At 35.8% G+C, this 13,459-nt stretch carries 13 protein-coding genes; 5 read left to right on the top strand and 8 right to left on the bottom strand.

Going from position 1 to position 13,459, the window contains the following annotated elements; translation table 11 throughout:
• Positions 1–19: 19 nt before the first annotated feature.
• The 8 genes from RTY06_RS02330 to RTY06_RS02295 form a co-directional block, all read right to left on the bottom strand.
• Positions 20–1,009: an aspartate-semialdehyde dehydrogenase gene (locus RTY06_RS02330; protein WP_312822517.1), complete on the bottom strand. Its 990-nt coding sequence runs from the start codon at positions 1,007–1,009 to the stop codon at positions 20–22.
• A 29-nt stretch (positions 1,010–1,038) separates the two neighbouring features.
• The gene (locus RTY06_RS02325; RefSeq protein ID WP_312822516.1) at positions 1,039–1,467 is read right to left on the bottom strand and encodes a hypothetical protein; all 429 of its coding nucleotides are present in this window, start codon (positions 1,465–1,467) and stop codon (positions 1,039–1,041) included.
• Positions 1,468–1,549: 82 nt separating this feature from the next.
• Complete coding sequence (locus tag RTY06_RS02320; RefSeq protein WP_312822515.1) at positions 1,550–4,030, bottom strand: TonB-dependent receptor domain-containing protein; 2,481 nt, start codon at positions 4,028–4,030, stop codon at positions 1,550–1,552.
• A 60-nt stretch (positions 4,031–4,090) separates the two neighbouring features.
• The gene (nadC, locus tag RTY06_RS02315) at positions 4,091–4,954 is read right to left on the bottom strand and encodes a carboxylating nicotinate-nucleotide diphosphorylase (RefSeq protein ID WP_312822513.1); all 864 of its coding nucleotides are present in this window, start codon (positions 4,952–4,954) and stop codon (positions 4,091–4,093) included.
• Positions 4,955–5,055: 101 nt separating this feature from the next.
• Positions 5,056–6,651 (bottom strand): L-aspartate oxidase, encoded by a 1,596-nt coding sequence (nadB, locus tag RTY06_RS02310; protein ID WP_312822512.1) that lies wholly within the window; start codon positions 6,649–6,651, stop codon positions 5,056–5,058.
• 33 nt (positions 6,652–6,684) lie between these two features.
• Complete coding sequence (locus RTY06_RS02305; RefSeq protein ID WP_312822511.1) at positions 6,685–6,978, bottom strand: type II toxin-antitoxin system RelE/ParE family toxin; 294 nt, start codon at positions 6,976–6,978, stop codon at positions 6,685–6,687.
• The gene (locus tag RTY06_RS02300) at positions 6,978–7,202 is read right to left on the bottom strand and encodes a hypothetical protein (protein ID WP_312822510.1); all 225 of its coding nucleotides are present in this window, start codon (positions 7,200–7,202) and stop codon (positions 6,978–6,980) included. The genes RTY06_RS02305 and RTY06_RS02300 overlap by 1 nt, the downstream gene beginning before the upstream one ends.
• Before the next feature lie 24 nt (positions 7,203–7,226).
• Positions 7,227–7,853 (bottom strand): NAD(P)H-dependent oxidoreductase, encoded by a 627-nt coding sequence (locus tag RTY06_RS02295; protein WP_312822508.1) that lies wholly within the window; start codon positions 7,851–7,853, stop codon positions 7,227–7,229.
• Positions 7,854–8,101: 248 nt separating this feature from the next.
• Here RTY06_RS02295 and mraZ point away from each other — a divergent pair, with 248 nt between their 5' ends.
• The 5 genes from mraZ to RTY06_RS02270 all read left to right on the top strand — a co-directional run bounded on the left by mraZ (position 8,102) and on the right by RTY06_RS02270 (position 13,456).
• The gene (mraZ, locus tag RTY06_RS02290) at positions 8,102–8,569 is read left to right on the top strand and encodes a division/cell wall cluster transcriptional repressor MraZ (protein WP_307311283.1); all 468 of its coding nucleotides are present in this window, start codon (positions 8,102–8,104) and stop codon (positions 8,567–8,569) included.
• Between the two features lie 81 nt (positions 8,570–8,650).
• Entirely contained in the window at positions 8,651–9,544 is an 894-nt protein-coding gene (gene rsmH, locus RTY06_RS02285; protein ID WP_312822505.1) for a 16S rRNA (cytosine(1402)-N(4))-methyltransferase RsmH, read from the top strand.
• Positions 9,545–9,621: 77 nt separating this feature from the next.
• Positions 9,622–9,993, top strand: coding sequence for an FtsL-like putative cell division protein (locus RTY06_RS02280; protein ID WP_312822504.1), 372 nt, complete (start codon positions 9,622–9,624; stop codon positions 9,991–9,993).
• Positions 9,974–11,971: a penicillin-binding transpeptidase domain-containing protein gene (locus RTY06_RS02275; RefSeq protein WP_312822502.1), complete on the top strand. Its 1,998-nt coding sequence runs from the start codon at positions 9,974–9,976 to the stop codon at positions 11,969–11,971. Before RTY06_RS02280 ends, RTY06_RS02275 begins: the two co-directional genes overlap by 20 nt.
• A gap of 24 nt (positions 11,972–11,995) precedes the next feature.
• Complete coding sequence (locus RTY06_RS02270; RefSeq protein ID WP_312822500.1) at positions 11,996–13,456, top strand: UDP-N-acetylmuramoyl-L-alanyl-D-glutamate--2,6-diaminopimelate ligase; 1,461 nt, start codon at positions 11,996–11,998, stop codon at positions 13,454–13,456.
• The last annotated feature ends 3 nt before the right edge of the window (positions 13,457–13,459 follow it).

Raw genomic sequence — 13,459 nt, 5'->3', positions numbered from 1 at the left:
TTCTTTAGATTTTGTTAGTTTAAACTAAGTTGTTTGCTACTAAGTATTCTGCAATCTGAACTGCGTTGGTAGCAGCGCCCTTTCGGAGATTGTCTGCTACAATCCAGAGGTTAAGCGTTTTCGGCTGAGAGAGATCTCGACGGATTCTTCCTACAAAAACATCGTCTTTTCCTTCAGAATATATAGGCATTGGATAATGATTGTTTTTTACATCGTCTTGAAGTGTAACGCCAGGCGTTTCGGAAAGAATTCTTCTAACTTCATCAAGATCAAATTCATTTTCGAATTCGATATTAACACTTTCAGAATGTCCGCCTTGTACAGGTACTCTTACCGCAGTTGCTGTCAAATTGAAAGTATCGTCGCCTAGGATTTTCTTAGGCTCTTTCATTAATTTGATTTCTTCTTTCGTGTAATCGTCATCAGCGAAAACATCACAATGAGGCAATGCATTTTTGAAGATTTGATAAGGATAAACTTTCTCAAGACTTTCTCCTTTGATTTCCGCGTTTAACTGGTCAACAGCTGCTTTACCAGTTCCGGTTACAGATTGATAAGTAGAAACTACAACTCTTTTGATATCGTATTTTTGATTCAAAGGGTGAAGAACCATTACCAATTGGATTGTAGAACAATTTGGGTTAGCAATGATTTTATCTTCTTTTGTCAGAACATTAGCATTGATTTCCGGAACAACCAATTTTTTAGTTGGATCCATTCTCCAAGCCGATGAGTTATCGATCACTACTGTTCCAACTTCGGCAAATTTCGGAGCAACTTCCAAAGAAGTTCCACCGCCGGCTGAAAAAATAGCGATCTCGGGTTTGACTGCAATAGCGTCGTCCATGCTAACGATAGTGAATTCCTTGTCCTTAAACTTAATCTTCTTACCAACAGATCTCTCTGATGCTACAGGAATTAATTCGGTGATTGGAAGATTTCTCTCTTCCAAAACTTTCAGCATAACTTGTCCAACCATTCCGGTTGCGCCTACTACAGCTACTTTCATTGTTTTAAATTAATTAAAATTGTTAATATTTATCCGAAAACTCTTGCCCAAGGGAATGCAAATACAAAAAGTGCAATTGCAACCAATCCTAATGACATCATAGGAATGGTAAGTTTTTCGATTGTTTTGAATTTTTTGTTGATGATGGTCATTAATACTGCTGCAATCAACATAGAAAAAGGATGTTCTACATAAGTGAATCTCAAATCAGCATTTTTCATTACTGCACCCATATCCAAACCTTTTGTAATGTTGGTGATTAGCATAATGATTCCAATTGTAAACTGAATGTGAAAAAAGATCATTGTAAATAATGTCACTTTTTTCAAAGCTTTTGAAATATTACCGCTGTAACCAAACATCGTTACAACCAAAAGCACTAAAAACACAACAACCAGCAAAAGTTCGAGGTAAGCGAAGCCTTTGTGTGCGTGTAAAAGAATGTTATAAATTTCCATATCCAGATTTTTGAAAAGCAAAGATAGAAAAATCCCGACAGATTGCCGGGATTTGAATTATAATTAAATATTAATCTAATTTTTAGAAGTTGAAAGAAACAGAAGCTGACCAAGTAGTCCCAAAACCGTAGAATACTTCGTTTCTTACATCTATACCGTCATACATTGTGCTTGTTGCATCTTGATGAATGTTTGTATAGGATTCTTGGATGTAGAATTTATCAAACAAGTTATAAACATTACCTCTAAGTGTAAAAGATTGTTTAGCATTCAAAGGGATGTTGTAAGATGCTCCTAAATCTACTAAACCAAAGCTAGGTAATTTTAAAGCTCCTTGTTCTCCTGCAGCAGGTGTTGAGAAACTTAAAACATTAAGGTTTGCATACAAGTTTGAATTATATCTGTATTGAGCATTAAACTTAAAGTTCTTGAAAGGTGTTAAATCAACTCCAAGAGCGGCAGTTGTTTGAGCGTAATTTCCAACTTTAACCTTGTCCAAATATAATGTAGAAGTAGCGGAAGTTCCTACAGTATTTCCTTGGCTGTCCATAGGTTCGTTGTTATCATTGAACAAGTTACCTTGCGCATTACCTTCATAGAACCAGTCTCCCAAAGAGAACATACCTGTTATAGCAATAAAGTTATTGATTTTTGCATTTAAGTCAACTTCAACACCTTGGTGGATTTCTGTAATCCCCGTGATGTTTGAGTAACCTCTTACACCGTTAACAGTCTCACTTCTTCTTTGGAATCTATCTTTCCAAGAAGTTCTGTAAAGGTTAACATTAGCATTAAAGAATGAAGAACGGAATCCGTATCCAGCTTCAGCACCAAAGATTTTCTCATTGGTTAAATATGGATTGATAAGGTTTTGGTTGTTAGGATATACAGAGTTGAAGAAAGGCTGTTTTGAGTAGTATCCAACATTTACAAATACATTATGATTCTCGTTGATGTTATAGTTTGCTCCTGCTTTTGCGTTGTAACCTACGATATCTTTGAAACCAGTTTTTGTATTTAAAGTTCCGTTTGTTAAGACTGTTCCATCTTTGATAAAGCTATCAATTCTTTGGAACGCTTGGTTAGAAACAGCTCCTTGTACAAAAACAGATAGATTGTCATTAGAATATTCTAATTGTCCAAAACCTCCATACCATAAAACTTCTCCATCATTACTGTAACCAATTCTTTCGCTCATTGGTTCAATTTTTCCACCAAAAGGATTCCAGTCTGGTTTTGGAGCATATACAGCAGATACATAGTTTGCCGGAATGTTCTTATTAGCGGTGTCTTTGTAAGCAGAAGCTCCTAACAAGTCACTTACAACCTGATAGTGGTAACCTTTGTAGTATCTTGTGTCGATACCTGCACTAAAGCTAAAATTATCGTTGATTTTATGGTTGAAGCTAGAAATCAAACCAAACCAGTTATGAGAATTGATAGAAGATCTTCTGATTAATTGACCTGCATCTGGATTTGAAGCTTGATTGGCTGCTACTACTGCATCAAAATCATAAAGGCCTGTTGTTGCGTCACGGAAAGCACTTAGTCTTTTTCCGCCAACAGATCCTAGATCTCCAGTTCCACCACCTCTACCAAAAGATGCATAAAGAACTGTGCTTAATTTTGAAGCTTCGCTCATTTTATAATCCCAGTTAAGAGACATTACAGGTTTGTGGTAATAGTTTGCTCTGTTAGCAAATTCTTGACCATTTAGATAACCCCAGTCTGCATTATATCTTCTATTTGGCTTGCCGTCGCTACCATATTTTAGTAGGTCGGAAAGTTTTATTTGATAAGATCTTTGATTATGCCATTGTGGAGCACCAGTTAATGTGAATTGGAAATCATGTTTTGCATTGGGTTGGAAACCTAGAGCAAAGTAATAATTGTAACCCTCAAATTTGGTTCCATCCGCATAAGTATTTCCAGCTGTTCTTGACATTAAGAAAGATGAAGACCATCCTTTTTCAGACTTTCCAGTATTGTAAGCAAAAGAATTTTTGTAATAACCATCATTACCAATTCCTGCAGTAAGAATTCCACCTTGTTTTTTGTCTGCTGCTCTTGTAAGTACATTGATTGTACCTCCAACAGATGCAATTGCTAATTTAGATGAACCCAAACCTCTTTGAACTTGTAAAGCAGATGTTACGTCAGAAAGTCCAGCCCAGTTTGACCAATAAACGGCACCACTTTCCATGTCATTAACAGGCATACCATTTACCATTACCGCAATGTTGATTTGGTCAAAACCACGGATACCAATTTTACTATCACCAAAACCACCTCCAGATTTTGTAGCGTAAACAGAAGGTGTAGTGTTTAAGATTTCAGGAAATTCCTGATTTCCAAGTTTTTCTATTATTTGAGCTTCTTTTATTGTAGAAACTGCAACTGGAGTCTTTCTATCTTTAGCGATATCAGCAACTCCTGTTAGAACAACTTGTTCAATTTCGTTCTCTTTTGTAAGTGTATCTTGAGTAGATTGTGCAAAGTAAAAACTTGCTGTACTCATTGTCAGCATAAGGGCTAATGCTGGGCTTTTCGATAACATTTTCATTTATTTAAGATTTATGTCGCAAAAGTCTTAAAAAAAAAGATAAGAGATGTTAATGGATTGTTAATTTTTTAAAGCCTTGAGACTCAGGTCGATATTGCTCGAAGAGTGGGTTAAAGCGCCTGCTGAGATAAAATTTACGCCAGTTTTCGCCACCGAATTTAACACCTCACGAGTAATTCCGCCGCTTGCTTCGGTTTCAGATCTTCCGTTTACAATCTTTACGGCTTTGGTCATTGTCTCGACATCCATATTGTCAAACATAATTCTGTCAGCACCGGATTTGACTGCTTCCTCCACCTCGTCAAGATTGCGGGTTTCAACTTCTATTTTAAGTTTGAGTTTATTTTTTTTGACGTAATCTTTCGCCATTTTCACCGCGTTGGTAATACTTCCATTATAATCAATGTGATTGTCTTTCAGCATTATCATATCATAAAGTCCGTATCTATGATTGGTTCCTCCACCAATGGCAACGGCCCATTTTTCGCAAACTCGGAAATTTGGTGTGGTTTTTCTGGTGTCGAGAAGTTTCGTTTTTGTTCCAACTAATCTAGAATCCCAATCGTGTGTCATTGTTGCGATTCCGCTCATTCTTTGCATACAATTCAGAACCAAACGTTCTGTTGATAAAATTGACCTAGCTTTTCCTGTTACAACAAAAGCAACATCTCCTTTTTTTGCAGATTCTCCATCTTTAATAAAAACTTCAACGTTAAGATTTTTATCAAACGATTTGAAAATAATTTCCGCCAATTCAACACCAGCCAAAATGCAGTTCTCTTTAACCAAAAGCTGAGCTTTCTGTTCCAAATCTTTGGGAATTGTTGACAATGTTGAATGGTCGCCGTTTTGGATGTCTTCTTCTAAAGCAGTTCTGATGAATTCTTTTAAAACTTTATCGCTGGCGTAAGATGGTCTTTTCATTGGGGTTTATTTTTGTACTAATGTAAAAAGTATTTATGTATTAAAGATTTTTAGTTCTTTTAAATCTTTAATACATTTTACATTAATACGTTTTACAGATTTTATTCATTAATCAAAAGTGGTTTCGTAGCCAAATCCTTATTGTAAAATGCTCCTTTATTTTCTTTCATTTCAAGAGAGTGCTTGATAATCAGATAAGAAACATTCACGAGATTTCTAAGTTCCGAAAGCTGAGGCGAAAGTATGGAATAATTATAAAGTTCTGTTACGGCTTCATAGATTTCTCGTTGTTTTTTCTTAGCTAATTCCAATCTCGCATTACTTCGTACGATGGCAACCAAGTCGCTCATCATTTCCTGAAGTTGTTTTCTGAGATAAGTTACCAGAACCATTTCGTCCATCATTTTCATTCCTTCTTCATTCCATTCCGGAACAGCTTTTAAATCATCGAAATTAAAATCATTTTCTTTCAACAATTCAACCGTTTTCATCGCTGCATTGTGACCAAAAACCAAACCTTCTAATAAAGAGTTCGAAGCTAATCTATTCGCACCGTGAAGTCCAGAATTGGTACATTCTCCAACCGCGAAAAGATTTTTGATAGAAGATTGCCCGTATTGGTCAGTATCGATTCCGCCCATCAGATAATGGCAAGCCGGAACCACAGGAATCAATTCTTTAAAAGGGTCGATGCCTTCATCCAAACATTTTTGATAGATATTGGGGAAGTGATTGATGAATTTTTCTCTGTCCATTTCACGACAATCCAAACCTACATAATCATCTCCGCTTATTTTCAATTCATTATCGATTCCTCTTGCAACGATGTCGCGAGACGCCAATTCTTCGCGCTCATCATATTTTTGCATAAACGGTTTTCCATTTTTGGTACGAAGTTTTGCGCCGTCTCCACGAACAGCTTCCGAAATCAGGAATAACATTCCGTCTCTTTTAGAATACATTGCCGTTGGATGAAACTGATAATACTGCATATTCGAAACTTTTCCTTGAGCTCTGTGAACAAAAGCGATTCCGTCTCCTGTTGCAATAATTGGATTGGTTGTATTTTTGTAAACGTGACCTGCTCCTCCTGTTGCAACTAAAGTAATTTTCGAAGTGATTTTTTTGATTTTCTTATTCTGTTCATCAAGGATATAAGCTCCGTAAGCATTGATATTTCCCTTGTCCAATTCTTTCCCAGGAACGTGGTGTTGAGTTATCAAATCGATAACATAATGATGAGGAAGCATTTCGATATTTGGAGAGTTTCTAATAGTTTCAAGAAGAGCTCTTTCAATTTCGAATCCTGTAATGTCCTTGTGATGAACAATTCTATTCTCTGTGTGTCCGCCTTCTCTTCCTAATGAATACTTACCTTTTTCTTGGTCAAATTTTGCGCCCCATTCTACAATTTCATTAAAACGATGAGGTGCTTCTTCAACAACTATTTTTACAATTTCGGGGTCATTGATGTAATCTCCGGCTCGTAAAGTGTCGTCAATATGTTTTTGAAAATTATCTTTGGAAAAATCCGTTACGACTGCCAATCCGCCTTGTGCATATTTGGTATTGCTTTCGTCCTCGTTGGATTTTGTAACGATTGTTATTTTAGTTTCAGGTAATTGTTCGGCAATTTTGATGGCATAAGATAAGCCCGAGATTCCGGAACCGATTACAAGAACGTCTGTTTTTATCATTTTAATTTTGAAATTGTAGGATTATTAAAGATATTAAATCTTTGGATAACTGTCAGGATTGGATTTGGCAAAACGAATGCCGTAAACCTTGACTATTTTTTCCTCTTCATTAATAATATAATGAATCATAATGGGAAAGTTTTTGACTTGCCTCAAACGAAACTCATCAAATCTTATTTGGAAATAGGGGATTTCTTTAAGTTGGTTTAATGTATCATTGAAATTGGTGAGAAATCTAGCCTTAAGTTCTTTAGAAATTGCTCCATAATAATCACTTGCATCTCTAAGGTCAGATTTCGCACTTTTTAGAATTGAAACTTTGAACATTATAAAAAGTTATGTTTAATAGCGTCCCAATCTTCAAAATCTTCTTCTTTAGCTTCTGCAACACGCTTTCTCATCAATGCTTTCTCATCTTCAGAAATTTCAAAATCAAATTCTTCTTCTTTCGGAAAAATGATAACCTCAGCATATTCTGCATCGAAGTTTTCTGGAAGTTCGATGCTTAACTTATGGTTTTTAACCTCAACGATTTGTCTGATTGCATTCATTTTAATTGAATTAAAAAAATAAATTTACAGAAATTTAATAAACTTATCCGCAGGTTTTCTTACTTTTTTGAAATTCTGAAAAATATCATCTTCTGCTCTGTAACCAAGCGCAAGAACAACTGCAATTTTTTCGTGTTCTTTATCGATTTTCAATACGTCTTCTATGATTTCAGATTTGAAACCTTCCATTGGGCAAGTGTCGATTTCTTCTTCGGCGGATGCTATTATCAATGAACCTAAAACAATATAGCTCTGTTTTTCGGACCAACTTTCCAGTTCTTTCTGAGTATAATTTTCTAAGAAAAGATTGATGTTATTTCTAAAAGCCGACAATTGCTCCAAAGTCACACCACGTTCATTAATAATATGACTGAAGTAATTGTCAACATACTCCTTATTAATATGAGTTTTTGTGACCAGAGCAATCAAGTGCGAACAAGTCGATATTTGTGATGGATTATAAAAAGCCGGAATCAATTTCTGAATTGTCTCGTGATTTTCCACAATCAAGAGATGATAAGGTTGTAGTCCTAATGAGCTGACAGACAGTCGTCCTGCTTCCAGGATGTTGTTCAGTTTTTCAGAAGAAATCTTCCTTCCGTCAAATTTTTTCACAGAATATCGCCAGTTAAGTGCTTCTAAATAGTTCATATAACAAATATAGGTAATTTGAAATTTTAGTTAGAATCATTTTAAATAATGAAACATTTCTAACTGAATTTTTTAAATCATTCATTGCAAAGGCTTTATAATAAGGGTTTTCGCAATAATTCATTTTAATCGATTTTAAATCAAATCATTAGCCAAGAAAGCTTTGAAACCAAAAAGTTATAAACATTAAGTATAAAAGTGGGCGAAAGTGGTAAAATGTGGTAGATTTTTATATAAATTTGCTCCAAATGAAAAACTTCATTGGAACATACGAGTGCAAAATAGATGACAAAGGGCGCATCAAACTGCCTGCTTCGCTTACGAAGCAGATGGAACATTTTGCAGATGAGCCATTTGTAATCAAGCGTTCGGTGTTTCAGAAGTGTCTTGAGGTTTATCCAATGAAACCTTGGGAAAAACTGATGGCAAAAATAAACGGTCTCAACCGATTTATCAAGAAAAATGCAGATTTCATCAGGATGTTTACGGCGGGAGTCAAAACAGTGGAGATGGATAATGTCGGTCGTCTGCAAATCAGCAAAGATTTGACTCAGTATGCTAACCTCAGCAAAGAAATTGTGATTACTAGCGCGGGTGAATTGTTCGAGATTTGGGACAAAGATTCTTACGAACAAGTCATTTCTGTCAGCGAATCTGATTTCGCCAATCTTGCAGAGGATGTAATGGGAAACCTTGATTCCGAGGAGTCAAATTAATAATTAAGAAAGAATAATTAATAGGTTCTGAAACCGATTATTAAATCATTTATCAATCATCATTCATCAATTATAAAGACAATGTATCATAATCCAGTTTTATTAAAAGAAAGCGTAGATGCTCTGGTAACCAATCCGGACGGGATTTACGTAGATTGTACTTTTGGTGGTGGTGGTCACTCAAGGGAAATTTTAAGCAGGCTTTCCGAAAAAGGAAGGTTGTTTTCTTTTGATCAAGATTTGGATGCGTTGAAAAATGCAATTGATGACCCGAGATTTACTTTGGTCAATCAGAATTTTAGGTTCTTGGAAAATTCGATGTTGGCTTATGGGATTTCTCACGTGGATGGGATTTTGGCGGATTTAGGTGTTTCTTCTCATCAGTTTGATGAAGCAGAACGTGGATTTTCTACCAGAAGCAATGCGCCTCTTGATATGAGAATGAATGTAATGCAAGGTTTGGACGCAAAAAAAATCATCAACGATTACGAAGAAGAAGACCTTGCGAATATCTTTTATCAATATGGAGAATTGAGAGAGTCTCGAAAATTGGCAAGAGAAATTGTTCATCATAGAAAAACTAAAAAAATCAATACGACTGAGGATTTGAAAAATCTCTTCAGTTATATTCCGGCTTTTAAGCAGAACAAATTTTTTGCTCAAGTTTTTCAGGCAATCCGAATTGAGGTTAATCAAGAGCTGGAAGTTCTGAAAGAAATGCTCGTTCAGTCTTACAAAATTTTAAAAGTTGAAGGAAGACTAGTCGTGATTTCTTACCATTCTTTAGAAGATAGATTGGTAAAACGTTTTCTGAAAAACGGAATGTTTGAAGGTGAACCTCAGCGTGATATTTACGGAAATTATGCAAAAGCTTTTGAATTGTTAAAGACAAAAGCAATCATTCCGGACGATAAAGAAATAGAAGAAAATTCTCGTGCAAGAAGCGCAAAAATGAGAATAGGAACAAAATTATAGTTGATGGTTTTTAGTTGATAGTTGTTTGAAGATGTTTTTAAATCTATCAGCTGTCAACCGACAACAAACAACCAAAAATGGCAAAGCAGACAACCTACAATAAGCAGAAAAAGAAACTCACTTTTATGGATATAATAAAAGGGAATTTTCTTAACCGTGATGAGGTAAAGGCGCATTACAAATATTTTCTGTTCATTTTCGGATTGTTGATGGTGATGATTTATAGTAATCACTTGGTGAATCAGAAAATTGAGCGTGTCAATAAGCTAAAAGAAGAGACAGAAGAGTACAAATCGAGAAATGCTTATGCGCAGAGTCGATTGATAAAGATAAGAATGGAATCCGAACTGGGAAAAGAAATGGTTCAGGATTCTCTGGTGAGTTTGGATAGTCACCCAATGAAATTATTGATAAAAGTTGATAGCACAAATGATAAAGCAACCAAATAACAATTACGATAAAAAGCGTTCCAATGCATTGAAGTGGGGCTACCTTTTTGTGTTGGGAGCTTTCATTTTGTTTGTCATTTTTTTAACAAGGATTTTAATTCTTCAGAATACGAATGTTGAAGAATTTGAAAATAATTATATCAGCAAAAATTACCGCGAAGCCACTTTAAAGGCTGCTCGTGGAAATCTTTTCGCTTCAGACGGTTCTATTTTGGCTACGACAGTGATGCGGTACGATATCTATCTGGATTTCAAATCAATGAGAGATACAATCTATTCCAACAATATTGGAGCATTGACAGATTCTCTCAGCAAGATGTTTGATAAACCGCGAAGCTACTTCAGAGCGAAATTAGATGCTCAGAATCAGAAGAATAACCAATATTATCTTTTAGCAAGAGGGCTTGATTTTGATGAATATGACAGAATCAGAAATTTTCCGATTTTCAAAAAAGGGAAAAATAAAGGAGGTTTCATTGTGGAAAGAAATTTCCGAAGAGAATTGGCAACAACTCAAATCGGAGCAGGAACAATTGGAGCTGATAATGGTGAATCAAAGTCTGGGCTGGAAGGCGCTTTCAGTAAATATTTGACAGGAATTGATGGAAAGCGTTTAGAACAGAAAATTACTTCTTCTCAATGGAAGCCAATTGATTACTGGAAGGTTCAGGAGCCTGTTGATGGGCAGGATGTTTACACAACTCTGGATTTGAGAATTCAGGATATTGCACATTCGGCATTGGAAAATCAATTAATCAAATTCGATGCAAATCACGGAAGTGTTGTTGTAATGGAGGTTGAGACGGGAAAAATTCGTGCAATGGTCAATCTTAGAAGAACCGAACCGGGAATATATGTTGATGCTTACAATTATACTGTGAAAGATGCTCAGGAACCGGGTTCTACATTCAAAACGGTTTCACTTTTGGCAGCGATGGACGATGGTTTCATTGATGAAAATACGAAAGTTAACATCGGAAATGGAATTTGGACCTACGCAGGACAAAGAATTACTGACGGTCACGGAGGTGGAACTTATGATGTAAGTGATGTTTTAGCTAAGTCAAGTAACGTTGGTGCAGCAAAATTAATTACAACACATTACGCAGATAAACCTCAAGTTTTCATTGACCATTTAAAACGTTGGAAGATGTTTGATAAAATGCAGATTGAGCTTCCGGGAATTGCAAAGCCTTCGATTCAAACACCTCAAAGCAAACGATGGAATAAGGCGACTTTGGCATCATTGGGTTATGGATATTCTTCTCGTTTTCCATTATTACAATTGGTTGCTTTCTATAACGGGATTGCCAACAAAGGAAAAATGGTAAAACCTCTTTTCATCGATAAAATTGCAAAAGACGGTAAAGTGCTTTATGAAGCGAAACCTGAAATAATGGTTAAGAAAATGGCTTCTGATAAAGCGATTACAATGATGACCAATGCTTTGACAAAAGCCGTTGAGAAAGGAACGGCAAGAAGTATCTATACTCCGAATCTTAAAATTGCCGGCAAAACAGGAACAGCAAGATTCGAATATTGGAAAGCGGGACCGATGAAATATCAGGCTTCATTTGCAGGTTTTTATCCGGCCGATAATCCGAAATATACGTGTATCGTAGTTGTCAATCAGCCAGATGTATCAAAAGGATTTTATGGAGGAACAGTTTCTGCGCCAGTTTTTAAAGAGATTGCTGGAAAGACTTTCTTGAAAACACCTTTGAATGTTGAGAAAGACCTTTTGGTTGAACATAAGGTTAATCTTAATAAAATGACTGCGCCAAATGTAAAGGTGAATGTGACAAGAGATTCAATGCCGAATTTGGTGGGAATGATTGGAAAGAATGTGATTCCTCAACTTGAAAATTTAGGTTACAGAGTAGATTACAAAGGTGTTGGGAAAATCACAGGACAATTTCCGGCGGAAGGCGCAAACATTGGAAAAAACCAAAAGATTTATTTGAATCTTCAAAACTAAAAATGAAAGCGAAAGCTTAGATATATGATTTTAAAAGACTTATCACAAAGAATCCAAGTTTTGGAAACCATCGGAACTCTTGAAAGAGAAGTTTCGGAATTGGTTTTCGACAGCAGAAAAGTTGTTGAAAATTCTTTGTATGTTGCATTGAAAGGAACTGTTTCAGACGGACATTCTTACATCAATCAAAGTATCGAAAAAGGTGCAAAAGTAATTGTTTGTGAAGAATTACCTTCAGAAATTAATGATGAAGTAACTTATTTGAAAGTTGAAGATTCTTCCAAAACTTTAGGACATTTGGCTTCTAATTTTTACGGAAATCCTTCTCAGAAATTGAATTTAATTGGTGTTACAGGAACCAACGGGAAAACTTCGGTAACAACTTTATTATTTGATATTTTCAAAAATCTGGGATATCAATCCGCTTTGATTTCAACTGTTGAATACAGAATCGGAGACGAGGTTATTCCTTCAACACACACAACGCCAGACGTGATTCGTTTAAATCAAATGTTGGCGAAAGCTGTTGAAATTGGATGTGAATATGCTTTTATGGAAGTAAGTTCACACGGAATTTCTCAAGACAGAATAGAAGGATTACATTTCAAAATCGCAGGTTTTACGAATATCACGCACGACCATTTGGATTATCATAAGACTTTCCAAAATTATATCTACGCTAAGAAGAGATTCTTTGACGAGTTGGAAGATTCAGCGGTTGCAATTACAAATGCTGATGACAAAAACGGTCTGGTAATGTTGCAGAATACCAAAGCGAAAAAGAAAACTTTTGCTTTGAAAACAATGGCAGATTTCCACGGAAAAGTTTTGGAAGTAGATTTCAACGGAATGTTACTGAACTTCAATAACAAAGAATTCTGGACAACATTGACAGGGAAATTCAATGCTTATAATTTGCTTTTGGCTTATGGAATTGCTCTGGAATTAGGAATGGACGAAACGGAAGTTCTTCAGGCGATTTCTATTCTTCATAGAGTGAATGGAAGATTCGAAACGATAAAATCCGACAGTGGAATTTTCTTCGTAGTTGATTATTCGCACACGCCTGATGCATTAGAAAATGTTCTGGACAGCATCAACGAAATCAGAACCAAAAATGAAAGACTGATTTGTGTTTTCGGTTGCGGAGGTGACAGAGATAAAACCAAACGTCCTGAAATGGGCGACATCGCTACCAAAAAATCGACTTTGGCGATTATCACTTCTGACAATCCAAGAACTGAAGAACCAAATCAGATTATTAAAGAAATAGAAGCAGGAGTTCAACCTCAGAATTTCAGCAAATACACTTCGATTCCAGACAGAAGAGAAGCGATAAAAATGGCAATCAAATTTGCTGAGCCGAAAGATATTGTTTTAGTAGCCGGAAAAGGTCACGAAACGTATCAGGAAATCAATGGTGTGAAACATCATTTTGATGACAAAGAAACGATTAGGGAATTATTACAATTAATGGGAAAATAGACA

The sequence above is a fragment of the Epilithonimonas sp. genome (assembly GCF_032055105.1).
Taxonomy (GTDB): domain Bacteria; phylum Bacteroidota; class Bacteroidia; order Flavobacteriales; family Weeksellaceae; genus Epilithonimonas.
This window is presented reverse-complemented; position numbering and strand designations above follow the sequence as displayed.